Here is a 25,210-nt window from a genome sequence, read left to right on the forward strand (position 1 = left end):
CAGTGGCACCCGAAAAACCCACGTAGACATAGATTCAAATCTTGGCAAAGCCAGAGAAGGTTCGCGCAACTAGAGTTCTATTTCCAATGGCTGCTTAAAAGCCCTTTGCCTTGCATCTGCGGTGAATCGTCTTCAGCCGATGCTGCCGGAGATTTAGCAGATACATTTGTCTTTACCTGTGTTCTTTATGCGTTGTTACCAAGAATGACTCAGCTTACTAAATGAGCAATCTCTAGGGCTTCGGCTTTTCAATAATGTCAATCATTTTTGAGTACGCGCTTTCCGCTTCGGCACTTCGTCCGGTCAACTTAAGCAGTTGGCTATAAGCTTCAAGCGGACGAACACTCAAGTACGAGTCAGACTCGTGCCAATCATTCAACATTTGAAATATTCGCTGAAACAACTGCTCTGCCTTTCCAAATTGCTTCGTCTTGATATAGGCAGATGCAAGTTTCGTTTGGGTGTCAACCCAGCTAGATCGAATCGTCGAATCGGTTGGATTTGAAATGAGCTTTTTGTCGAGATCCTGTGTCAAAATTTCCAGCTCACCAAGGCTTGGCTCAGGAGCGTTTTGTTTCTTATCAAAAGTTCCTACGTATGGGACATATGACACGGCGGATGCAACGGTCGATACAGGCTTCTGCTGTGCAATTTTCTTCATTTGGTCCAATGCGTTCTTTGCCTTGTCCTTCTGTCCTGTCTTTTCATAATACTGAGCCAGATCTACCAGTATTGGTATTTCAGTAACTGCAGAGGCAAGCAAAGGACTGCTTTGACTTGTTACCTTGGTGACAATGGCAACAGCTCGCTTAACTGCTTCGTCCGCCTCTGTATATTTTTTCAAGTTCGCATTGCTATTCGCATACGAATTCAAAACATAAGCGACCTGCAATGATTCAGGACCATAGTTCTTTTCGTAGATCGGAAGAGCACGCTTAATAGAAACTGCGGCCTTATCATATTGCTGCGCATGATCCTGCAGCCAAGCAAGAAGCAAGAGTCCTCTTGCTGTTTCTATCGAATCCTGATTGGCATCAATCCAATTGCCTACAATCCCAAGAGCACGCGTGTATGCCTGGCGTTCTATCTCACCCTTATCTGGATCTATGCTGCCGATAGACATGAATACTGGGACCAAACAAACATCCTTGGGTCCAAATATATCTGGTGCCTTTTGCAGAAAGTTATCGATTTGCGTTTTGGTTGCAGCCTTTGGCCAACCTTCAGGCAAATCACGAATAGCACTCCAATCAATATGTTCCTTCGCAGCCGATTTTGTTTCAATGACAGAGCTATCTCTAGCAAGCTTCGCCTCTGCGTTTGCCACATCCCCCTTTTGTGCCAAGAGTAGCCCTACAAGAAATTCGTTGGCAATATCAGATTTGTTTTCCGCCTCGATCTTTTTTACGACTGCGACCGCAGACTCAGTCAGATCCTGATTCATCGGTTGGGTTTTGGCAGAATTTATTGCAAGAGCAATAGGAACAAGTTCGTACACCTCAGACTGATCAACTGCTGTAGATTTGTTCAATTGTGCAAAACGTTTAGCGACCAACTGTTTTAGACGATCAGAGCCGCCTGCCCACTCTTCAAAAGTAATTGGTCCAAAGAATCCCCAGAACATGAGACGAGAGAGCACCATCGTCAGTTCAGTATCGGGAAGTCCAACACTACCGGCATAGGCTTGACTCGCTTGCTTGCGGTAGGTGGCAGCAGATGTTGAATTTCCGTGAAGACTGTCAATTAGGGCAAGAATTGAAGCTATACGTCCGATTGCAACGCCATCATTTGGCCAATGCTCCTTTGTAGACGCCAGCGTTTGCTTAAGCACTTGTCGCGCCTTCTGTGTATTGCCCGAGGACTCATACCTGCAAGCGATATCGATTAGAACGTCCCTGACATCTTGGGTGCCTGGTGTAATCTTCGATCCAGCACTCAGAGCACGTTGATAGGCATCCTCAGCAGCAAAATATTTCTTGTCGTCTACCGATTTCGCATCTGAAGGTATTATCTGTGATGCGGCGATATCAGATGGTTTGCTTTCGACTGCGACTGAATTACAGATGAGCATCGAGACAGCGGCAAACATCGGTGAACCATTGAGCAAGAATTTCCTGAGCGCAAATTGCTTGATACGCATAAATCAATATTCCTCAGTCAATCGGTAGCAGTCTGGATATACCCGCCTATGGACAAGACGGATAGGTCGCCGTTTATAGGGTTACGTTAGTTTACGGACTGCCGCATCTGCCCGTTTACTAGATAGACCGGGAGTTTGTGAACATAATCACGGTTCCGTTTGCAAAACGTATCACTTTATGATATATTATGCACACGGAACCGTTTTCATTAAAGATCATTATTTGATACTTTCTGCGCACGGAACGGGGAAATGCCCAAAGAGACCATAGCCAAATACATCGACCAGTTGCCCTCAAGCGGGCGATATACGTTTACCCGCTCTGAACTGGCGAAGAAATTTCAAAAGTCCGACGCCGCCATAAGGCTAGCCCTGCATAGGCTTCAGAAAAATGGACGAATCAAATGCCCACGGCGTGGATTCTATGTGATTGTACCTGAGGAATATAGGCAAACCGGGGCACCACCTCCTGAATGGTTTATTGACGCACTGATGAAAGATTGGCAATCACAATATTACGTCGGGCTCCTGAGCGCAGCAGAAATCTATGGAGCAGCACACCAGCGCCCACAAGAGTTTCAGGTAGTTTGCGACAAGGCGCATCGGGCAATTGAGATTTCACGTTACCGAATCCACTTCTTCAAAAAGTGGAATCTGAAAGATACGCCAATTACAGAACAAAAAACCCCCATCGGATATATGAAAGTATCTAGCCCGGAAGCCACGGCTCTGGATTTAGTTCGGTATTACGAAGACGTTGGCTATTACAGCAATGTTGTAACTGTTCTATCCGATCTGGCATCTTCAATGAATGCTCAAAAACTCATTGCCGCCGCAGACACCGGTGTCGAGTTAGCAGTAGTACAAAGACTTGGTTACTTTATGGAACTAGTCGAGAAATCAAAACTTGTGGAACCATTGCACGAATGGCTAGTTGCGAAATCGCCACGGACGATTGCACTGAGATCAGATTTGGACTTTGACAAAGCAGCCTTGAACAGACGATGGTCCATATATATTAACGAAGAAGTAGAGGCAGACGAACAATGATACCGCGTACAACAATAACGATGTGGCGAGAACATCATGCTCCGTGGTCAGGAGATGATCAAGTTGAACAAGACTTAGTGATTTCTAGAGCCCTAATTGAACTTTACTCGGACGAATTGATATCCAAAAACCTAGCTTTTCGTGGCGGCACAGCATTGAACAAGCTAATTTTGCCAACGATGAGCCGTTATTCTGAGGACATCGATCTAGTTCAAACGCTGGCTCAGCCAATTGGTCCAGTGTTGGACAGAATCAAAGAAATCTTGACCCCATGGCTTGGGAAAGCAACATATAAACAAACCAACAGGGGTACGACACTCTATTTTTCGTACAAGTCCGAGCCGCCACTAGAAAAGCCCATGAAACTCAAGGTCTCGTTAAATACGAGAGAAAGTTTCAGCGTCTTCGGCTATGAAAATCGTTCAATTACAATAATATCTGAATGGTTTTCAGGACAAGCCAACATCAAAACTTTTGCCATTGACGAACTACTTGGCACCAAGTTGCGGGCTCTTTATCAGAGAAAGCAGGGGCGTGACTTATTCGATCTGTGGTTGTGCTGCACTACTCTAACAGTAGATCCCGACAAAGTAATTAATTGCTTTCTTGAATATATGAAGCACAATGGCTTGAAAGTATCCCAAGCAGAATTTGAAAACAACCTACAGGAAAAACTTAAGGACCCAGCATTCCGCAATGACATAGTGCCTCTAATTCGTCCAGGCGTTAACTACGATGTGGATCAGGCAGCACAGTTAATTTCCAAAGAGATAATCGCAAAGTTACCAGTCCGTTAGCAATCAACTTGGAAAAACAATTGAAAAACAAAGACCAGCTACAGCGTAACTGGTCTTTGCATTATTTCTGGCTATCCGCTAACCTTACGTTCCTCCAAATGCTGGCATATTCTTAAGCATCACCTCACAGTTAATTGCCTCCGAAAGGGCTGCCTTAGCCTTCTCAATCCAACGGTTGAGGTAGCCACGCTCTTTATCCAGATCTTCTTGAATAATTTGAATGGTTGGAATTTCCGTTGGTAGCTCATCGGCGCCGCAATAGAATCGCGTTACCGAATCACCTGCATTAACTGCTTCTCTAGCGTAGTAGGCTTCTACTTTATGGATCATTTCCTGGCAGAAAATAATCAGATTTTCGAAGTCACCCAGGTCTTCATATAGGATGCGCAGAATGAAGAATTGAAAGGCTTCTTCATGGTATTCCTGATCTTTCAATCGATCTGACAGCAACTTTATGCAGACTCGTGCTTCCAGATATCTTCCTGACCGGTAATATGATCGGGCAAGAGATGCCACAACATCAGCGAGATAAATCTCTGAAAGAGAGTTATTCGGATCGAACTTATCAAAATACTCAAAGGCTTGAGTCTTGATAATTTCCTCGTTAGGGCGCTTTTTGCAGTTTTCATGCATTACTTGATCATATGGATCATTTGATTTTTTAGTCATATAAGGAACTCCTTAAAATAGATTAGATGTGACAACGGTAAAAGCCGGATTCAGGTCCTCCGGCATCGTGACCAAAGCGATGAGAAGCCTGTTGGCTCGGTGCCATGGCTTCTTCGGCTCGCTGCTTATACCGAGCAATGCGCTCCCGGAACATTTCCAGGTCGGCCCGATGAATATCAGCAAGCACTCTATGTTTGGTCGGCTTACCATTAACGTACGTCGCCGGAACAGTTATTCCTTGCGTTTCGCGAATTTTCTGCGCGTAATATGCTTCCGTAATTGGCAACACATCAACGCAGTATCTGTAGAGACCTTGATAGTCATCAAGATCAACGAAACGCTGAAACAACCAGGCAACTTGCGGCCCATTTTCAGGAGACGCCTTTCTTACAAGGTTGTATAGGACCTTGAAACACTTGCGCGCTTTTTCAAATTGATTAATGCGCAAATACGATCCAACAAGAATATCCATAGCTTGAGCTACATCGTATTCAGCCAGGTAGTCAGCCGGGTGAACAATTTTCACCAGCTCCTCTACCGCCCTTTCGATGACAGCATGTTTTGGATATGCTTTCATGTCTTCAGTTTTGATTAAAGACATAAGTTCCTCGGGGCTCTCCCCGGGGTTTATCATTGTTTCCATATTTTTTACTCCAATTTAAAACAATGAGTAGGTAAAAAAGCCTTGCCGCTAGGCTATCGCCTGCCAGGCTTCCCCGCCCGGCAGGATTCTCCTGCCGGTGCCTGCCGATAAGCAGGCGATAGGGATCCTGGAGGCAAGGCTGTACAAGTCCTTACTGCATAGAAGACGAGTCAGTAAGGACAAAGCCACTGTCACTGTGGCTAATAGCTGCGTGCGTGGCAGACACTGAGTCTGAGTCATTGTTGCCTCCACACAGCTAAATCTATAGGCATAAGCCGCAAACACATCTGATTGACAGCAAATGCAAATCATATTCATGACAAAGCTCCCAACTGCTTGGTCAAGACTTTACGCCAATAAGCCAAGCGAGGATGCTTGGAGTGAATTGATTCAAATATTTCCAATCCACTGCGCAACTTCTCTGCCGCCAATTGCAAGCGCTCAGCGGCACGGGGAAAAGTAATTTTCTTAAGGGCTGATTTAATTGCGGATATTGTATTTTTATTGGATTCAACGTAATCAACGTTGGGATCGACACTGGTTACCACAATGCGATAAGCTTGCGCTTCGAGATCGGTACTTTGTTCAAACAATGCATGTGCGAATCTTTCCTGAGTAGATCCACAAGGCAAAGGCGGACTTGAGCAATCTAAAGGCACTTGGTCCCAAAGCAGTATCGATGTAGTTTTCGTCAAACCAGGTGCAGGTCCAGGACCAGACGGAATGAAATTCATCTGACTCGTATCCACTTGCGGTGCAAGTTGCGGATTGCCACTGAGCCAAGTAGGTATTGGCAATGCAGGCAAGTACTGCCAGTAAAGACTGGCATATTGCAGGTTCTTTCTCACGCAAGGATCAAAATTCCACTTGAGCCAATTCCTGAAGTCCTTGTCGTCAAATAGCGGTAAAGCGTGATTAGCTTTGGATAGGTTTAACAAGGCATTTGCGCACATCATCTTTGTATAGAAGATGCGCTCCCTTCTTATTGAAGGCGGAATATATGCAAGCAGGTTTTCACATTCAACCAATAAGTGCTCATAACGCTTATTCTGAAAATGATTAGCGGCATAGGCATAGCCAACATCCCAATCATCATAGGTTTGATAACCAATTTGGATTGATGGCGAAATACCAGATTTATTTATTGAGTCAACCAATTGAATAAGACTCTGCACAGACTGCAATGCCTGAGTTTGTTCTTTGGGATTGGCAATAGCGATTGCATCCTTAAGAGCCAAGGCTGATTCTATTTCAGCAAGATCTATATTGTTCGCTGCAAGTGCGTTCTGCGCCTTACATAAATGTTCGTTCCATGTCATAGGTTACATCTCCCATTCTTTGTGCCGAGGGTTAGATAGCGGATTTTTCTAAAGGATAGCCCTGGCCTAAAGCCAGGGCATTTCCGCTTGTTACTCAGAAGACGTACTGCCCCTAATCGACGAGAACCGGTCAAGAATGTTCCAAAGCGAAAAGAAAGACCCAGATCGCACACTGGGACTCGGTTTCAGAACGAATGGCTAAGAACAAATATCTAAGATCAAATAAGAAACTAGTCTGTGCCGACATTTATGAAATCCGACAATTGCCAGGAACAAGTTCAGCAAGTCTCCGTCATGCTCACTCAAGCAATCAGTACGAATTGAATGAACAGAAGTTTGGCGAATGGATAAGTTCACCAAACAGGGCAGACTTGTGCGTTAGTTAATTTCAGTCTTTATATAAAGAACAGCGCAAAAGTCTCGACAGCAAATAAGTACACAACACAAACAATACAAGGAATGAACCAATGAAGAACAATTGGCAGGATCGCTTACAACTAGCTGCAGAAGCAGTAGCAATAAATGATTTTGACGCTGCAAAGATCGAACTAGACATAGCCCATGGTCAAGCACTAGGCAGCGGCAGCGCAGAAGCAATAGAAAAGGTAAAAGCCTTTTACAACTTTATGCAATTGGAGTTGAGCAAATATGTAACAACAAAGAATCTAGAAGAAAAACAACGAGATACGCCAAGCAAAGAGAAGTCACTATCGATAAGTGACGGCATGCTTGGAGGCGCAGTAATAGGTGGTGTTCTAGGAACAATAGTGATCGCGTGTTTTGTTTTTTCAATGATCTGCGACATGGCACAAGGAAGAGGCGGATCATTCTTTGGAAACGAACATAATTTTGGGGACTTGTTGCAATACCTCTTCGTCCTCCTTCAGATTGGATCCGGAATAACTATTGTTGGAGCCATTCTTGGCGCCTTATACGCTCATGAGACTGGCCGAGCAATCGTAATGAAAGCAGATCAGGAAGAAGAAGCACGCAAAAAAGCGCTTCTTCATGATCGTTTTTATAGAGGAAAAACACTGGAGGAAACCTGGAAGTTATTGACCAAGTATTTTTCAAACGAGGCACCCGATCACATTCGAACCTGGACAATAAAAACGCCAGACACCGACTCCGGCGATATGGTTGTGCACTGGGGACGAAATATAGAAACGACCCAAGTGTATACGGAGAATCCGTACTCAAAGCATCCAAGATACAAAAATGTTACTGCCGATATCCACATCAAAGGTCACATTTTGGTAAGAGAGCTTCAGGGGGGCACACGAGTCTTGTTCTATTGGAACTACTCATGGGAACCGAAAGGGATGACTCTTGATGAAGAACGAACAGAATGGATGATTCAGTATTTCGAAAGTATCTGGATGCGTGTTTACAACGAGCTTGATCAACATATGAGATGCCCTGCCGAGATTGGTGTATTTCAAACCGATGCCTCAGGAACTAACGAGACAACACCAATCAACGACGACATAGGTGAAGCAATTCGCCAAAAGCGTCTAGACAGTTAATCGATGGAGATATTTTTATGCCCAAGACACAACAGTTACCACAACTAGCAACGAGACTATCAAGTCCTGATCTACAGAGATTCGATAGGTTAGCCGAAGAAAAAGGCTGGACAAAGGCAGAACTTGCTCGTGAGGCAATTCGCTGGTATCTCGATCATCAAGACGATGTACAAAGCAGTAAACGTGACGGTGTATATGCGAAAGAAATTCGCAAAATGACCGACCGTCTGGTTGCCTTCCTGGTGCCGATGCGGCGCGAAATCTCAGCACTGGTACATCTCAGTTATTACAACATCGAAGACAAACGGCAACTGAAGTCAGCCCTTAAATTCGCCTTCGATCAAATGCGCAAGCAATTGCCTGCAGAAGAACGAGCCATTGCCGATAAATTCAGGCAACAACTAGAACAAATGGCGGTACCTGATGAAAGCGGGCAAAGAAGCAATTCATGATACCTATTCATACATTTATCTCTGCCAAAGTCAGATTGCGCCAATCTGGTGGGAAGTGGGCGGTTGCCAAATCAAAAGCCGTAGGGGCGGCAATTGCGCACGTGAAATATATAGGCAACCGTCCAGGTCAGGACCTAGAACCAGGTGGCAGGAAATTCTTCGACGATGAGAAAGACAGCATCGATGGCAAAGACATCCGGGAATGGGTCAAAGACCAATATCCCGGAGGAAATGTTGTTGTTCACAAACTAACCATAGCCCCAGAAATAAACCTGGAACCAGAAGATGAAAAGATCTATGCAAGAACAATAATGCAAGAGTTGTCGAACAAACTTGGCCAAGATATCGATTGGAAAGGAGTTCAACATAACAACACCGACAATCACCACGTGCATTGTCTGGTTGCCGCCAAAGACAAGAGCGGACGAGACGTAAGAATTTCTTTGGATGACTGTGAAGCCTTGAAGCGTGCCTCCGATGAATTTCTATCCAGAGAATATCCGCGAATCTGGGAACTAGTAGTAGAGCCCAAGAGGAATGAACGTGAGTTACCTGTTGTCGAATTGATCAAGGAAGAGAAAGCACATCCGAGTCTGCCCGCGCCAAAAGAACGCGAACGATTGCCATTTTTAGGGGCAAAGAAGAAAGCAATTGTAAAAGAACTTCTCATGCCCTATGGGAAGTGGAAAGAGTTGAACAAAGGACCTGAAGATATAGATAGCTTCAAAACCGACGCAATTGTCTATGAAGGCCGGGAATATACCTATGCCACAGATCTAGACAAATTAAAGAGTCTTGACAGTAGCTTATGGGAAAGACCGCCTGATGAATGGTTGCCTAGAGATGAATACATCAAATTACGAGCCTGGATTCATGGCAGGGAGGACAATCCCGATTGGAAACCAAAATACAACTACCTAAAACCTTCCCTCGATCCTGATAAATTCCGTTTTGACGGACAGGAATACACAAAAGACACTGACCGCCTGGCATTTCGCGATTTAGCCAAAAAACTCTATCAATTAAATAAGGCAGAACGAGAAGCCGGCGAATCCATTACTAGATTGGCTCCTGAAGACAATGCCAAATTCCAATACTGGAAAGAGGACAAAGACCGCCTTTGGGGTCAAGAAATAGTACGCGACATGCGTTCCGTAAGAGACGAAGACAGACCATATGTATCCTCCAAGAAAAAACTGATTCTAAAAGAACTGCAGTGTCCCTTTCAAGAATGGATAAAAGAACATCCCGGTCCAGAACCAGTGAACGAGGAAGAGGTTGAGGCAAATGCACATCGGTACAACTATTTAGAACATTCAAGCCCTGATTCAGATGGGTTTATTTTCAAATATGGCAATTACACAAAAGAATATACAAAGGAAAGTTACCTCTGGGAATTCAAAGATCTGGCAAAGACCTTATACGAAATCAACCAACAAGAAAGAGAAAACAACTACCCACTGACTAGGCTTCACCCTGAAGACGACGCCAAATTCAAATACTGGAAAGAACTAAAAGAGCGCCAGTGGGGAGAGCGCTTTCTTAAAGAACTAAAGGAGAAAAGATTCGACCTGCCCACCGCCGAAGAACAACAATTGGAGTTGCAAGAAAGGACAATGGGCGATGCCGGTCACGGACCTACCGCTTCCATTATTTTGCAGGATAGTAAACGTGGCAACGAACAGTCCACGGCAAAACTGATTGAACTGCCACACGATGAACTGGAACAAATTGACAAATATCTAGAGGAGTTAAGCCAAAGCAAATATCAAGACTGGCTCGTCCGCAAGGGACCCGATATGCAGAAACTTAGACTTGATGATGACCGCGCAATCTATGAAATTGCGGACACAAGAAGCCAAGTAAAGGATGTACGAAAAACTCGCGACCGCGAATTGGAGAAACAGCGTCGAATGAAGGAGGCACTAATGCTTGGTCTTGAAGCCTATGAACTAGGTCAACAAAGACTGGACGACGACCTTGAACGATAAAAGGTCATATTCAACTAATTTACAGCAACAGATTTAAGAGAGAAATACCATGCCATCAGAATATAAGACTTCATTTTTTCTACCATTGCCACAACATCATTTTGTTGAGGCCGTTACACAAGGGCTTAAGGAAATTGGTTTCCATCAGCCAACCAACAGCACCACCTTTCGTCGATTGTCGGCAACTTTAAAAATCCACGAACGACCGTTCGAATATGAGTTTGCCGCCAGTGTCAGTTGGTCACCAGCCAATGGAGGCATAGAGGCAATATTGACTATAAGCGAAGCCAAGCAAGGTGACATGGCGCACCGCTGCAAAGCCCGATGCGAGCAATTCATGAAGATAATTGAGCCAATGGTCAAAGGTGTGGAGGATATTTCGACACAGCCAGTCTCAAACAGATATGGTTCGGCTCGTTGGGCAGTCATACCTGATGATCTTGAGGCAAATGACTTTCTAACTACATATGCAGCCAATGACAGATTTCTATTGGCAAAACTAAACGGCAAATACGTAACAGTTCCGCCAAAAATAACAGATGCCCATGCAGCAATTATTGGACCGGCCGGTTCGGGCAAATCCACTGGGTTCCTTATCCCAAATCTTATCGAGCGATATGCCACAAGCATGATCGTTACTGAAGCCACCAACAACGAAGAAGAACAAGCCGACATATTTAACAAGACCGCAGGATTTAGAAGAGATATGGGTCAAGAAATCTATTGGTTTAATCCAACACTTTTGAACTCAACAAGAATCAATCCCCTTGATTCAATTACAGATGCACCAGCGGAAAAACGTCTATTTGAGGCTCAAAAACTTGCACACCTAATTATTCAAAACAGCCAAGACAGGTATAAGAAGGACGACCACTGGGACAAATCAGCCTATTTGTTGTTGATAGCCCTCTTCATGCAAGTGGTCGAAGGCATTGACGATCGCAAATACAAACACTTCGGCACTCTGCTTGAACTTTTACGGTTGGGACCGGATGGCTTAAGTGAGTACATATCCAAAAGTCAGTCCGAAAGTGCCAGACAACGCTATGAGGTGTTTTACAACAACTCAGGTCCTGGACACTCCAGAGGAGTCATATCAACTCTTGTGCCGAAACTGGACTCATGGATTACGCCACAGGTAATTACATTGACATCGAAGACAGACGTCTCCTTAGAACAACTAAGCAAGCAACTCTTCACATTCTATCTCTCCGTCCCATCGACACGGGATGACCTTAAACCACTCACCGCCATGATCTTCAACTACCTTTTGGGAATTCTTAGGTACAGGCCATTTAAGCAGCCATTGGCCTTCTTACTTGATGAGTTCTCCAACTTCGGTTACATCCCGTCGTTTCACAGCATCTACACAACCATAAGAAAAAGCGGCGTTCCGTTTGTATTGGGGTTTCAAGATCAGGCGCAATTAGAAGATGTGTATAACCGCAATAAAAGCCGCATTATCCTAAACAATACCGCCACCAAGATTTACTTAACTCCTTCGCCTAACGACAATATCCAAGGAAGGCTCATATCAGAAGCCCTGGACAAGAAGACGGAAGTGGAAATAGTCACGTCGCCAACAGGACACACAACAACGCGCGAATACGGTCGGTTCCTAATGACCACCGGCGAAGTCCTATCCATGGGCAAAGAATACGCCCTTGTATTTTCGACCAGCACAACGGGCAACCTGCCACCGATGAAACTAACCAAATTCCATCCTGCCGAATATGAATGGGCAGAGAAACAAAGTACGGCTCCCACACGAGCTGATCATGTGTTTGGAGACATAACGTTTCCACTGCCCAAGGTAAAGAAAACGGCAGGCATGCAAGGTCTAAATCAAGGTGGTTTTAATAAGTCCTTCAAAGGCGAGACACCAAGAAAAAGGACACAGGTGCCGTTAAGCAAAAAAACCACCAACGAATTCAAAGAATCGTCCACTTCGGAATGTGACATTCCGCCCCATAAAAGAGATCTGGATAGAGAAGGGTACGGTGAAATGCCCGATGATTTCTTTACCTAGATCGACTCAAAGTTTTGCGGGTTCATGGTCCTCGAAATAGCCAGCATTGTGACCGAGTCACACAAATATCCATGTTCCAAGACAAGATTACAACCTTTCAATGCCGATCCTGTTGTGCAAACATCATCGATCAATACAAATGTCGGAAAAAATTCTTGAACAACATTGTTATCGACTACTTGGATTGAATCAGCATGTTGTTTTGGTGCCCATTTTTCTTTCGGCTTTTTCCCTTTTATACGCCTCAGAATATCTGCAACTACAAATCGCTTGTCGAGTTTGGCCAATTCGCGACAAAACAGTAAATTGCGGTTATCTCTGTTTCGTGGGCTTGTGTTACTTCTGGGCTCTGTTGAAAAGTTCTTTGAATTGAATGCTGTAGATGACGGCACCGGCACCAAATAGACTGTGGAGATTTTCTTCTTTTTGAGAGCATACTGTATTAGTTGTACAAAAGGCGCCGCAAAATATTGTATGTCCTTTAGCTTTCCTTCTTTGTAATTTAGGACCTCCGGGGAGTAACTGCCACTTTTCCAGTCTGCTTTGTCGATAGTCTCTTCTTTTACAGCATCATAGGGATAGTAATAAACCAGGTATCCCATACCGGCATTATCATCGTAAAACGCATGAGGATAACGGTCTATGTTTACGGTCATCTAAGTATGCTTTTGAGCTCGTCAGCATTTTCCACAACTATGGCGCCATTATTAATAAAGCCGGGCACCCAGGACAATGATTGGTTAGTGGCAAGCGACTTCAGAAAAATCAATTTTCTGCCTTGTTTTAAGCATTCCGATGCTTGGTGGATCACCCCAGAGGTCGGTCCAGCCTCTATGACAATTGTTGCCACAGACAGTTTGGCCATCAATCGATTTCTTCTGGGAAAGAGAAACTTGCCATGTTCTTCCTCCGGTGTACTTGTACTTACAAGTAGCCCTTTGTCGGCAATCTCGGCGGCCAAAGCTTTGTTTTCAGCCGGATAAATCTTGTGTATTGGTGTTCCCAAAACCGCAATTGTTGCCCCACCTGCGGACAAGGCGGCTTTGTGGGCAACGGTGTCGATGCCTTTGGCCAAACCGGACATAACAGGAATGTCCAACTCGCACAAAACAGAACTGACCTTTTTGGCCCGCAAAATTCCTTCTTCCGATGGGTTCCTTGTACCGACCACGGAAACCACATTTAACTTCAGGAGATCTAGGTTGCCCTTAAAAAACAAGTGTTCGTAGTCTGAACCTAAGTGCGGGAGTTGACGCTGCAATACTGTCTTTGCCAGTAGTCCCGCATTCCACTTCTTTAAATAGTCAGCGAATTGATTGGTCAATTGCATATCCTGAATCATATCAATTCCGGGGAGACCTAATTGATATCCGACATTTATCACAGGTGGCCAATCCTTCTTACTTATGTCCGAATTCTCCGATACCGAAAAGTATAACGGTAGAAAAACGACTTTTCACAAGAATCGGAGTAACTTTTCAACCTATACCCTCTGACCCTGGAACGCCCTGCAAGGCTTGCCCATGCTGTCCATTTGTCATTTCGGCGGTTGTCAACAAGCCATTCGTTCGGAAATTAATCTCACATAAAGTAGTTCCACGAGGTCGAAATAGCAAGTCTATAGAGAGAAATAGAGTTGAACTAGTTCGATTACGAAGGCAGGTCAAAAATGGCTTAGTGAAGCCATTTTTGACCGCGTAGGTATGACGAAGAAAATGAGTTGATAGAGCAGGCATGGTAAAAATGGCTCAACAGAGCCATTTTTACATACTTAGGCAATCCCCTTCACCTTGCGCATTACCTCCTGCGGAGGGTAACGCGGCGCCAAAGGCGACTCGTTGCCCGCAGCATGATGGTAAACCTTATGAAGCGCTGCGGGCATTCCCCCAGCGCCATTGCGTGGCGTGTGCCGAAGGCACACATCGTGCCACGCAACTCCTGCGACCGGACCCATGACACTAACAACTGCTTCGCAAGGCGAAGAAAAAAAAACGGGCTAAGGCATGGATGCGCTTAGCCCATTTTTTCACAGTTGACTAGCAGACTGTTTGTTGTATAAATCTCCTTGCTTTGAAATATTCGGGAAAGGTCTGTTTGACTATTGCACTATCATCGTCTTCTTCATACCAGCCATAGAACCCGAGTTGGAGCCAAGTGGATTCCTTAATATCAGTCGAAATTTTGGCATTGAACTCCGGACTCAAATAGTAGCCCCCGTGACAGTGAGTTGAATAATATGTGATCCCGGGTGCAATCGCCCGGAAGCGTTGAGCAATACCCCAGGGTGTTTGAATAATCGTTTTAATGTTTTCAAGTTTCGTATCAAACCTCTGTTGTATTTGGTCCGTGTAATTCAGTGCTCCACAAATGTGTTTAATGATTCGCGGTAGCGCTAAACCTAATGCAACACATGGAATTATCATTAGCAGTTCCATAAGTACTACCTCCAGAATGAGCGTGTCTTTGGCGTCACACTACTGGAGCACGGTTTACGTCAAGCAGCCACCGGAGGTGGCAGTGAGGAATAAATGGAGGGGACCCGCTTGCGGGGAGTCGCCGTTTATGCCGGAGCGGTGCTTGATGTGTTTGTGCGTAAGTAAACTTAAGACAAAAGGCGAGCCTACGATCCTTAGTGAATGCGATGAGCTTCAATGTCCTTGCAGCACATCGAAAGGGCAATAAAAAAAGCGGCCAAGTCCTAAGACCTGACCGCTTTAAACTAACAACCGATATAGACCCCGAAGAGCCCTGGACGATCCTCTACATAATCATAGAGGTCATAGTCAAAGTCCGGTTCTACTGGATCAGCAAAGTCGTTCCATTCACTATCGACAATGCCGGTCATGATGAATTCACGGTCCGCCGGATCCAGATCGGGCATGACCTTTTGGATTAGTTCGCCTGCTTGCCAGCGATGCAATTGTTCCTCAGTCACCGCCATTTCAAGCGTCCGCTCGATACCGCTTATCATTGAAGTGCGTGTAATTTGCATAGTCTATACCTCATGGTTTAGTGCGCCTTGGCGGCGTCAACCTCTCTCCACCGGAGCGCTAGTTTGCGTCAAGCAGACCCGCAGGGTCAGCGAGGATTAAATGGGGGGACCCGCTTGCGGGGGGCACCGTTTATGCCGCAGCGGTGCTTGATGCGCCTGCGCGTAGGTAAAATAAAAAGACCCGCCCCGCAATAGCAAAGCGAGGGTGCAGCATGCACGCTCGCTTTGCGCCTGAAGTCACCGAGTTCTTACACCGCGCATTCAGCGCGGACCTTGCGCGCAAGCGCCTATATGTATCCCAGCCGAAGGCTGGGTTGTTGGGCAGCACCCTGCCATCATCTCTAGATAAACGGTCGGGATTTAAGAAAGGAAGAATTGAGGCAATCACAAGGACAATAGATGTTGAATACTTCTTCTAAATGATTAATGGAGGCAACGACTCTACCCAATTGACACTAGAATCTTTGCCGAACATTCAGTCCTAATCAACTGATACACTTTTGACAAAAGTTCAGGTGCAAGCCAGAAAAGTTGCCCAAGTCAAACGGAGCTCAACAACAAATGGCTGTGAAGATCAAAAAGCAACTATATGTTATAAAGCCAAACTATATAGTATAAGAATAGCAGAAGAACCCGCACCAGTCATAGAATGCAGGGAAATAATGAGGAAAGCTAGGTCAGATAGAGAATTAGTAAGTAGGTTGAGGCAGGATTGAAATCCTGCCTCAACCTTATTTTAGGCGGCAGCCGTTTTAGATGGTTTTCTCCTTTGTCGATTGGTTGAGTTTTCAGCAGACTTCGGTCTTGCACCACAAACATCAAACTTATTCAGTTTCACAACTGGTTTCGTATGGATTTTTCCATCTTTTTTCGACTCGTACTCTTCAATTGCCAAATCGCCTTGGACGATGACTTCTCGTCCGGCAGTGATTATGGAAACCACAAGTTCAGCAAGTGCGCCCCATGCTTCAATATTGATCCACATTGGTGGCTCTGTTGGTCTGTAATGATTTTTCACCGCGAGTGAAAATCGGCAGACTTTTGAGCCAGAGTCAAAATCTGTAATCTGGGGTGTTTGACCTACATGACCGGATAAAGTGACGTTGTTCATTTGAAATCTCCTTAGAGGGTAGTCCTTACGCGGTTAAGGAACCACCGATATCAACTCTTTCTAGGGGTGCCGGAGGCATACATCTTGCCCCTAGAAAGATAAGTTGGTATCTGTGGTAGCTTGGGCGTAATAGGACTAACCCGGAGAGATTTAAAATGCAATCTCGCACAGAGGCAATTGGCAAACAACCCACGAACAGATGCTGATTGGTTAGTGTCCCGTGATAACGTGGTGAACAATTCCAGTCCACAGCAATGTCTTAGATGAAGCTGGGCAAAGTTTGCTACATGATGGCTCCTAATAGTGCAAGTGAGAAGTCACTGAAAGAAACGGGATCTAGTAAAAGGCAAGTTCCAGACAGAACCTACCCTAAATGGAAACTAGTCAATTAATTTGGTCAGTTGCCGACGAGCATTGTGAATACGACTTCTGGCGGTTCCTAATGGTATATCTAAGCGTTCGGCTATCTCCTTGTACCTGAAACCTTGAGCCACAAGCAATAAGATTTCTCGATAAATCGGATCTAGTTTGTTCAGGGCCTTAATAGCAGCACCTATCTCTTCGCGCATGACAGCATAGTCATTTCGTTGCGATGGGTAATGAACTGTTGTCTCTCGTACCTGTACGCACGAAGTTACTGGATCAAATGAATACTGCGGATTGACCAATTGATTGTAATTATTTTGCCGGCTATAAAAGTCATAAGCGGTATTTCTTACTGCCGTCCTCAAATATGCCCGGCATCGCATTGCAGCAGCCATTGCCTTTTTGTGACGGCAGAAATTCAAAAGTGTTGTTTGAGCAATGTCTTCAGCATCATGAGATGAGGAAGCGAATTCCGAAGCAAGAAAATGGACTTGCTTGAATATTAGATTGAATGTTCTGGAAACGAGCATAGTTGTCCTCCTACGTGTTGAAAGAAACAACGCAGAGGACACAGGGGCGGCTCTGCCAGTCAAGCCTGTACTTGCTTGACGGGCGGTGGTGCTGCCCCTGTAAAATAGAAAAATCTTTGGATCTTGTTTTAGATCAGTAACATACCGAATTCATCAGATTGATATGTCGTAATGTATACATTAGTGCAACACGTTCTTGCTGCTGGGGTAGATAGTTAGATTCTTAATTCAAAAGATTGAGTCGGACTAGGAATATAATCATGGATACAACCGAAAAATCACATATTCATCAACTGACGGATCTCTTTTTGGCTGTGATCAGACAACCAGAAAACGTGTTGGATCTGGTTGGTTTTCTGAACAAGTTTCTTGCTGAAGAAGTAGTCGGCATCATTATTTACGGGTCCCGCGCAAAAGGCACCCAATCCGAAGCGAGTGACTTGGATGCCTTAGTCACTATTGCTGAAGGCAATAGCACTGGTATTTGGGATGACAGTACCGCCATAGCATTGGACATTTATGTAGAGCCTCAAGACAAGGTTCTGGACTCTCCACGAACTAGTTGGAATCACCTGGCTGGTGGAGAATTGTTGTTCGATAAATCAGGCAAGTTGACTCCATTCCTGTCTGAGCTTAATGAACTGCTTCCTCCTCCGCCAATTTCATCAGAGGAACGAGTTCGTCTACAAGTTTGGAGCCGTCGAATGCTACGCCGAATAAGGTTGGCACTTGAGCAGCAGGATCGGACACTGGCACACTTTTATGTGGCACAACTCCAAACCCAACTCATTCCACTGTACTTCCAGTTGCGCGGCAAGTGGTTTAGATCATCCAAAGAAGCATTTACATACCTGCAGCAAAACGAACCACAATTATCACAGGCAATGGAGCTGCTCACACTTTGTGTGCAGGAAACTGAAATCGTCAATCAGTCGCTGGAAAAAGTCGTGGAGATTACCTTCAGCGAAAATCTCAATTAATTGGAGCCTATTCCAAATTCTAATAAAAGAGTTCTTATGTATCAATAATCTGTTTAGTATGTCCATAACATCAGCATTCTAGAATCCATAATGTGGATTCAAAATATGGAGTCAAAGTCAGCTTACAGAAATCCCCACTTAATGCCGATTTGGAGTTATCATGGAGAGTGGTTGCAAAGAAGCGATACTTGCATCCTTTGACCATTTATGAGATAACCTGATTCCTCAAATTAAGATCGATGGGATATGAAAACGAAATCTGTTTTCGCATTACTGCTAACCCTACTTATCTGCTTTGGTGCCGAGTTTACCAAAGCGCCATTTGAGTTGTGCATATGTCCAAGTGAAGTGGTAGCTTCAGAAAGTACACAATCGAAGATCTTAAATGTTGTAAAAGATTTATGTAGCGACTGCGGACATACAACCAATTGTTGCTTTAGTCATACTGATGTTCCATTCATCAGCTCAATAACCCTCAGTCAATTAAATGCGCCGACGGCATTTGCGCTTGTCTCCACCGATAATTTTGTTTGCACCTTCGCATGTTCTACTATGCTGGCGCAAAGCGGTATCAATAAGGCGCCGCTGCGAAATACTGCACAAACGCTAGTTTCTCTGCACCAGCAACTCCTAATCTAAACTCAGAAATAACAGATTCCGACGCGACGGCTTTTGCCGTGGCGCATCTTTTGTTTTGTCTGCTTTTCAGTAAGGAGAACTCATGCAACCGCCTGAGGAATTACACCCATCATCTACGTCCAATGCATCACGCAATGCAACACGTGCATGGATGGTTACAGCAATAGTAATTGCTGTAACTGGGGTCCTTTGTTTAGGACTTTGGTTTGTGCTAAACAATCGCGCACCGAAAGAATCCAACAAAGTAGAGGAGAAAACCGACGCACTTGATATTGATCGCAAAGCAGCCGGAATAAAACTTGCTACGGTCACTCGCCAGACTCCGACCGAAACGTTTTCCGTCGCCGGCACCGTAGAACCAAATCAACAACAATTGCAACAGGTGACACCACTGGTCAGCGGCCGTGTTCAAAGGATATTTGTGTCTCTGGGAGATACTGTCAAGCCAGGGACAGTACTTATTGAAATCGATAGCCCCCAAGTAGCCGAGATGCATGGAAAACTACACGAAGCAGAGACCAGACTTCGTTTATCCAAAATAAATCTCGATAGAGTGCAACAGTCAGCCAATCGCGTTTCCGTCTTAAAATCAAAAGCCAGCCTCGATGAGGCAGAATCCAATCTCAAGCGAACCAAACTGCTTGTCTCAGAAGGACTGACTGCACGCAAAGACTTAGTAGCTACGGAGTCGGAATATGATCGAGCCAAAGCCGAATATAACTTCCAAAAAGACATCACATTAAATAGGGAAGTGACTCAAGCCAAAGCAGAAGTTCAGACTGCCGAAACAGAAACAGAACATATTCGCGATGCACTACGAGCCTTGGATGCTCATCTGGGATCGGAAACCGGTGTCGAACACAATATCTCACAAATCGAGTTACGTTCACCTATAGCCGGCACAATTATTGAACGTTTCGTCAATCCCGGATCCGGTTTTGAACAAGGCAAGCCTCTTCTGACAATAGCAAATACAAATATTCTCTGGGTCATAGCAAATGTACCTGAAACCCAGATGACCGGCATTCACATAGGCAGCCCAGCCAATGTCAAACTGGGTAATCGTTTAGTTACCGGTGCTGTGAGTTATATAGATCCACGTCTCAATGAAGACACTCGTACATCGAGAGTCCGCATTGAAATAGCAAATCCAGCACACAAGATCCAAGTCGGATCCTTTGCACAAGTAGAATTCACTACTCAGGCAACCATGCAGAACGTTCCGTTTGTTCCACAAGCAGCAGTACAGACAGTTGATGGCAAGCCGGTTGTCTTCGTCAAAGATAGAACATCAGAACAATTTCGTGTTCGCAATGTCCAAATCGGAACAGCCACATCCGGGGTCGTGCCCATTCTTAGCGGACTTGAAGTTGGTGAACAAGTAGCAGCAGATGGTTCTTTTGTCCTGAAGTCGAAACTTCTTAAAGAACAGTTTGGAGAAGAGTAATGATTGACGCAATTATTCGTTTCTCCATAAAACAACCGCTGCTCATCATTATGATGGTCATATTTTTAATAGGTGCTGGCTGGTATAGCCTGCAGAAACTGCCTATTGATGCAGTACCGGACATTACCAATGTGCAAGTTCAAGTATTAACAGCCGCTCCGTCACTTGCACCGCTTGAAGTAGAGCGCCAAATAACTTTTCCAATTGAAATTGCAATGAGTGGTCTACCAGGCGTAAGTCAAGTACGATCCGTCTCCAAGTTCGGTCTTTCTGCAGTTACTATCGTCTTTGATGATGCTGTCGATACATATTTTGCCCGTCAGCTTGTGTTGGAAAGACTGACTCAGGTAAGACAACAAATTCCGGAATCCATTGGGTCACCTGAAATGGGTCCAATATCAACTGGACTTGGCGAAATCTATCAGTACGAAGTTCGTCCCGGTCAGGGAACTTTAAGAGATCCTATCGCATTGCGCACCATACAAGACTGGATAGTTCGTCGTCAGCTTATGGGTACACAAGGTGTTGCCGAAGTAAACAGTTATGGTGGACAGAAAAAGCAATACCAAATTCGTGTTGATCCATCCAGATTACAAGCTTACGGTCTTACTCTAAAAGAAATATTGTCCGCCGTTGTTGCCAACAATGAAAATGTAGGGGGTGCCTACATTGAACACTCAGGCGAGCAATATGTGCTGCGTGGAATAGGACTCACTCAAACAACCCAACAAATAGCCAACATCGTTGTCAAAACAGGCGCTGAGGGTGTTCCAATTTTTGTACGCGATGTAGCCACAGTTGATGTTGGCTCAGAAGTCAGACAAGGAGCCGTTCTGGCAGACGGAAAAGGTGAGATTGTTGCAGGCATAGTAATGATGCTCAAAGGAGAGAATTCTCGTACAGTCGTAGAAAATGCCAAGAAGCGAGTTGCTCAAATCAAGAAATCACTACCACCAGGGGTAGAGCTGGTTCCATTTTACGACCGCTCTGAACTTGTTGATAGAACCATCCATACAGTGGAGTCGAATCTATTTGAAGGGGCAATACTGGTCATTGTAGTGCTGCTTGTAGTACTCGGTAATTGGCGAGGCGCATTACTTGTTGCCAGCGTCATTCCCCTGTCCATGTTATTTGCTGCCATCTGCATGAATATCTTCAAAGTGTCAGGCAATCTCATGAGCCTTGGTGCTATCGACTTTGGACTTATTGTCGATGGTGCAGTTGTTATGGTTGAAAATGCCGTGCGTAGGCTGGCTGAAGCACAGCACGAAAAGCTGAATGAAGATCGCAAAACCACGATATTGAAAGCTTGTCTTGAGGTGGGACGCCCTGTTGTGTTTGCTGTTGCCATAATTGCCATCGTTTATCTGCCTATATTTAGTTTGAGCGGCATTGAAGGCAAGATGTTCAAACCGATGTCTATGACTATTGTTTTTGCATTGGCTGGATCTCTATTGCTGTCTCTCACCTATGTCCCAGCACTTCTCACAATCATCATGACCGGTCCGGTCAAAGAAGAAGAAAGTTGGCTTCTACGGATAGTTAAACCGCTCTATAAGCGTGCTCTTGCACTGGCTTGGAATTTCAGACCACAAACATTTGCCGTTGCTGCGAGCTTACTTGTTTTCAGCGCAATCACATTTCCTATGCTCGGCTCTGAATTCATTCCTCGTCTTGATGAAGGTGCCCTGGCCATTCAGATGCAACAACTTCCAAGCGTATCTCTTACACAATCAATTGCCACTGCAACACAAGCCGAGCAAGTCTTGATGTCGTTTCCGGAAGTCGTAAAAACGGTGAGTAAAATAGGCCGCGCTGAAGTCGCCACAGATCCGATGGGAGTAGAAAGTGTCGACATGTACGTGGCACTCAAGCCCATTGGCGAATGGAAATCTGCCCATAGCCGCGAAGAGTTAATCAATAAGATGTCCAAAGCACTTGAGAACAAAGTGCCACAGGCAGTTTTTAGTTTTTCTCAACCGATTGAACTTCGTACCGCAGAATTAATAGCAGGCGTCCGGTCTGACATTGCAGTAAAAGTCTTTGGCGATGACCTCAATACGCTTCGTCAAGTCGCGGAGAAAATAGCCAAGGTAATTTCGAAAGTTCCTGGAGCAGCCGATGTAAAACTTGAACAAACTGCCGGTCTTCCACAACTATCTATTGAAGCCGACAGAGATGCAATTGCCAGATATGGAATAAATGTTCAAGACGTCAACAACATTGTCCAGTCAATCATAGCCGGACAACCCGCCGGGATTGTCTATGAGGGCGAGCAGCGCTTCGACATGATAGTGCGCCTGACTGAAGGCAGCGCCCAGGATATCGAAGCAATTAAGAAACTGCTTGTCTCTGCACCGGCACTTACTGCCGGAAATTCCGGTGCGTTAATACCACTTTCTGCTCTGTCCAAAATAACTGTCGAAGAAGGACCTGCGCAAATCTCACGCGAAGATCGAAGAAGACGTATTGTTGTCGAATTGAACGTTCGCGGCCGCGACATTGGAAGCTTTGTCAAAGACGCTCAAGCTGAAATCGATAAGAACATAAAATTGCCAGAAGGCTATTACATCACCTGGGGCGGGCAATTTGAAAATCTACAACGGGCAACTCTGATGTTGTCCATTGTGGTACCCGTTGCTCTCTTACTTATTTTCATACTGTTGTTCATGACTTTCGGTTCGGTCAGCGAGGCGCTGCTTATTTACACCGGTATTCCGTTTGCCATAGTGGGTGGTGTTTTTGCTCTTGCTATACGGGGAATGCCATTTTCAATTTCGGCAGGTGTCGGATTCATTGCCTTATCCGGAGTTGCTGTTCTCAATGGAGTCGTAATGGTCAGCTATATAAATAGCTTGAAGGAACATATGGACACAGAAGCAGCGGTTATTCAAGGGGCCCTCACAAGGCTTCGCCCTGTGCTTATGACCGCTCTTGTTGCCAGCCTTGGCTTTTTCCCAATGGCATTTTCAAGTTCCGCTGGTGCTGAGGTGCAACGCCCATTAGCAACAGTTGTAATTGGCGGTCTTATCACATCAAGCCTTCTTACACTTCTACTATTGCCCAATCTCTTCATATGGTTCGAAAAAACCGCTAAGCGAATCTCCCAACGTATGTCCAACAAACGTGATACTGAAAAATCATCCACATATCCGACACTGAAGGGAGATGCTCCAACCAAATGAGTGCCCGGTACAAACCACTGTTACTTGCTGTTTGCTGTGTCTTTGGCACAGTGATGCCTACCCACGCTGCCTCTGTTGATCCAGCGTTACTAAATGTGCCTCAAGAATCCAATCGGCAACAATTCACCCCACTGTCAGCTGTTTTTGATGAATCTCTAGTTAACAGTCCAAGAGCGGCAAACATTCGAGCACAATTAGGGATATCCAGAGCAGCCTACGCGCAAGCTCTTACCTTACCGAACCCTTCAATTTTTGTTCTGAATGACACTGCACAGTTAGCCAAACAAGTTGGTGCCATAGTGCCGATCGAGCCGCCATGGAAACTTGCCTTCAGATTGTTATTGGCTCGTTCTCAGGTAAAGCAAGTTGATTTTGAAATTCAGCGTAATTTGTGGCAATTAAGAAGTACCGTTCGCCGTGCCTATCTGGATGTGGTCATGGCTATTGAAAGTCGTCAAACATACGAAGATTTGCGGCAACTTTCTGAAGGTCTGGTAAGTATCGCTCAAAAACGATTCGCAGCAGACGACGTCGCTGCCTTCGATGTTAATCGCGCCGAATTGGCAGCCTTTCAAGCTGAAGCTGACTTACTTCAGAGCGAGAAAAAACTGGATCAGACTAAACAACGACTAAGCGTCATTGCAGGAAGAGACTACAAGAACAGCATATCGGTCCAACACCTTCCGCAGTTTCAATTGAGAGCAGAAGTCAATGAACTATTGCCCGACTTCAGCAAAGATCTGCCTACTTTAGACAGTCTTATTGCAGATGCTCTCAAAAATCGTCTTGATCTCAAAGTCGTCAGGCAAACTCTTGCCGTAAATCAAGCTGGCATGAGAACAGCCTTAGGCAATATCGTTCCTAACACCCAGTTAAGTGCAGGTAGTTCATACTCCGGAAATCCTCCTGAAGGTCCGGCCACAAGGGGCTATTTCATAGCTGTCACTCAAGAATTGCCAGTATTTAATTTTCAACAAGGCGAACTGGCTAGATTGAAAGCGCAAAACATTCAAATAAAGCGAGAATTCGAATCAACCAAAAACGTTGTCACTGAAGAAGTGATATCTGCATACCAGCAGCTTTCTGCCGCACGCCAAAGAGTTGCCTATTTCCAAGAAAAAATACTCCCTACATCGGAAAAGGTAGCCAGAATGGCAAGACGCGGATACGAAGTTGGTCAAAACGATATTACTGCAACATTGGCTGCACAACAAGCAAATGTGCAAACCAAAGCCTCCTATCTTGAAGCCGTCCGCAGTTACCAGCAGTCCTTAACGGACCTGGAACAAGCAATCGGACATCCACTCTAAATTAATCACAAACTCATAGCCCTCAACAACCCAA

Annotated in this window: 21 protein-coding genes; 11 read left to right on the forward strand and 10 right to left on the reverse strand. The window is 45.0% G+C overall.

The genetic code is table 11. The features are described from left to right. Window positions 1-232 precede the first annotated feature (232 nt). Complete coding sequence (locus tag K2Y22_02110) at window positions 233-2,140, reverse strand: tetratricopeptide repeat protein (GenBank protein ID MBX9877228.1); 1,908 nt, start codon at window positions 2,138-2,140, stop codon at window positions 233-235. 252 nt (window positions 2,141-2,392) lie between these two features. Between K2Y22_02110 and K2Y22_02115 the strand changes: the two genes are divergently transcribed. Both K2Y22_02115 and K2Y22_02120 read left to right on the forward strand, forming a co-directional pair. Further along, window positions 2,393-3,190 carry a type IV toxin-antitoxin system AbiEi family antitoxin gene (locus K2Y22_02115; protein ID MBX9877229.1) on the forward strand — a complete coding sequence of 266 codons (798 nt, stop codon included), beginning with the start codon at window positions 2,393-2,395 and terminating at the stop codon, window positions 3,188-3,190. After that, window positions 3,187-3,987: a nucleotidyl transferase AbiEii/AbiGii toxin family protein gene (locus tag K2Y22_02120; protein MBX9877230.1), complete on the forward strand. Its 801-nt coding sequence runs from the start codon at window positions 3,187-3,189 to the stop codon at window positions 3,985-3,987. Before K2Y22_02115 ends, K2Y22_02120 begins: the two co-directional genes overlap by 4 nt. An 84-nt stretch (window positions 3,988-4,071) precedes the next feature. On the opposite strand, the gene K2Y22_02125 is transcribed toward K2Y22_02120, so the two are convergent. The 4 genes from K2Y22_02125 to K2Y22_02140 form a co-directional block, all read right to left on the reverse strand. After that, window positions 4,072-4,656 (reverse strand): hypothetical protein, encoded by a 585-nt coding sequence (locus K2Y22_02125; protein MBX9877231.1) that lies wholly within the window; start codon window positions 4,654-4,656, stop codon window positions 4,072-4,074. A gap of 22 nt (window positions 4,657-4,678) precedes the next feature. Beyond that, complete coding sequence (locus tag K2Y22_02130) at window positions 4,679-5,257, reverse strand: hypothetical protein (protein MBX9877232.1); 579 nt, start codon at window positions 5,255-5,257, stop codon at window positions 4,679-4,681. Between the two features lie 90 nt (window positions 5,258-5,347). Next, window positions 5,348-5,539: a hypothetical protein gene (locus tag K2Y22_02135; GenBank protein ID MBX9877233.1), complete on the reverse strand. Its 192-nt coding sequence runs from the start codon at window positions 5,537-5,539 to the stop codon at window positions 5,348-5,350. Window positions 5,540-5,613: 74 nt separating this feature from the next. Next, window positions 5,614-6,618, reverse strand: a complete 1,005-nt coding sequence (locus K2Y22_02140; protein MBX9877234.1) for a hypothetical protein — start codon at window positions 6,616-6,618, stop codon at window positions 5,614-5,616. Window positions 6,619-6,812: 194 nt separating this feature from the next. Between K2Y22_02140 and K2Y22_02145 the strand changes: the two genes are divergently transcribed. The 5 genes from K2Y22_02145 to K2Y22_02165 all read left to right on the forward strand — a co-directional run bounded on the left by K2Y22_02145 (window position 6,813) and on the right by K2Y22_02165 (window position 12,616). Further along, on the forward strand, window positions 6,813-7,004 hold the full coding sequence (locus tag K2Y22_02145) for a hypothetical protein (protein ID MBX9877235.1): 192 nt from the start codon (window positions 6,813-6,815) through the stop codon (window positions 7,002-7,004). Window positions 7,005-7,085: 81 nt separating this feature from the next. Beyond that, the gene (locus K2Y22_02150) at window positions 7,086-8,144 is read left to right on the forward strand and encodes a hypothetical protein (GenBank protein MBX9877236.1); all 1,059 of its coding nucleotides are present in this window, start codon (window positions 7,086-7,088) and stop codon (window positions 8,142-8,144) included. 17 nt (window positions 8,145-8,161) lie between these two features. Next, window positions 8,162-8,596, forward strand: a complete 435-nt coding sequence (locus tag K2Y22_02155; protein ID MBX9877237.1) for a hypothetical protein — start codon at window positions 8,162-8,164, stop codon at window positions 8,594-8,596. After that, window positions 8,593-10,587: a hypothetical protein gene (locus K2Y22_02160; GenBank protein ID MBX9877238.1), complete on the forward strand. Its 1,995-nt coding sequence runs from the start codon at window positions 8,593-8,595 to the stop codon at window positions 10,585-10,587. Before K2Y22_02155 ends, K2Y22_02160 begins: the two co-directional genes overlap by 4 nt. A 49-nt stretch (window positions 10,588-10,636) precedes the next feature. Continuing rightward, window positions 10,637-12,616, forward strand: coding sequence for a type IV secretory system conjugative DNA transfer family protein (locus tag K2Y22_02165; GenBank protein ID MBX9877239.1), 1,980 nt, complete (start codon window positions 10,637-10,639; stop codon window positions 12,614-12,616). Here the strand turns inward: K2Y22_02165 and K2Y22_02170 are convergent. The 5 genes from K2Y22_02170 to K2Y22_02190 form a co-directional block, all read right to left on the reverse strand. Next, the gene (locus K2Y22_02170) at window positions 12,613-13,272 is read right to left on the reverse strand and encodes a hypothetical protein (protein ID MBX9877240.1); all 660 of its coding nucleotides are present in this window, start codon (window positions 13,270-13,272) and stop codon (window positions 12,613-12,615) included. The two genes, K2Y22_02165 and K2Y22_02170, sit on opposite strands and share 4 nt — an antisense overlap. Continuing rightward, window positions 13,269-14,000 (reverse strand): DNA-protecting protein DprA, encoded by a 732-nt coding sequence (locus tag K2Y22_02175; protein ID MBX9877241.1) that lies wholly within the window; start codon window positions 13,998-14,000, stop codon window positions 13,269-13,271. The genes K2Y22_02170 and K2Y22_02175 overlap by 4 nt, the downstream gene beginning before the upstream one ends. Before the next feature lie 1,335 nt (window positions 14,001-15,335). Beyond that, on the reverse strand, window positions 15,336-15,608 hold the full coding sequence (locus K2Y22_02180) for a hypothetical protein (protein ID MBX9877242.1): 273 nt from the start codon (window positions 15,606-15,608) through the stop codon (window positions 15,336-15,338). Between the two features lie 736 nt (window positions 15,609-16,344). Further along, a complete protein-coding gene (gene ssb / locus K2Y22_02185) occupies window positions 16,345-16,719 on the reverse strand; it encodes a single-stranded DNA-binding protein (GenBank protein MBX9877243.1) in 375 nt (124 codons plus the stop codon). A gap of 380 nt (window positions 16,720-17,099) precedes the next feature. Further along, window positions 17,100-17,615 carry an RNA polymerase sigma factor gene (locus K2Y22_02190; GenBank protein ID MBX9877244.1) on the reverse strand — a complete coding sequence of 172 codons (516 nt, stop codon included), beginning with the start codon at window positions 17,613-17,615 and terminating at the stop codon, window positions 17,100-17,102. A 260-nt stretch (window positions 17,616-17,875) separates the two neighbouring features. On the opposite strand from K2Y22_02190, the gene K2Y22_02195 reads away from it, so the two are divergent. The 4 genes from K2Y22_02195 to K2Y22_02210 all read left to right on the forward strand — a co-directional run bounded on the left by K2Y22_02195 (window position 17,876) and on the right by K2Y22_02210 (window position 25,176). Beyond that, the gene (locus K2Y22_02195; protein ID MBX9877245.1) at window positions 17,876-18,595 is read left to right on the forward strand and encodes a nucleotidyltransferase domain-containing protein; all 720 of its coding nucleotides are present in this window, start codon (window positions 17,876-17,878) and stop codon (window positions 18,593-18,595) included. A gap of 721 nt (window positions 18,596-19,316) precedes the next feature. Beyond that, the gene (locus K2Y22_02200; protein ID MBX9877246.1) at window positions 19,317-20,681 is read left to right on the forward strand and encodes an efflux RND transporter periplasmic adaptor subunit; all 1,365 of its coding nucleotides are present in this window, start codon (window positions 19,317-19,319) and stop codon (window positions 20,679-20,681) included. Next, window positions 20,681-23,866: a CusA/CzcA family heavy metal efflux RND transporter gene (locus K2Y22_02205; protein ID MBX9877247.1), complete on the forward strand. Its 3,186-nt coding sequence runs from the start codon at window positions 20,681-20,683 to the stop codon at window positions 23,864-23,866. The genes K2Y22_02200 and K2Y22_02205 overlap by 1 nt, the downstream gene beginning before the upstream one ends. After that, entirely contained in the window at window positions 23,863-25,176 is a 1,314-nt protein-coding gene (locus K2Y22_02210; protein MBX9877248.1) for a TolC family protein, read from the forward strand. Before K2Y22_02205 ends, K2Y22_02210 begins: the two co-directional genes overlap by 4 nt. The last annotated feature ends 34 nt before the right edge of the window (window positions 25,177-25,210 follow it).

Source organism: Candidatus Obscuribacterales bacterium, assembly GCA_019744775.1.
Lineage (GTDB): Bacteria > Cyanobacteriota > Vampirovibrionia > Obscuribacterales > Obscuribacteraceae > SBAT01.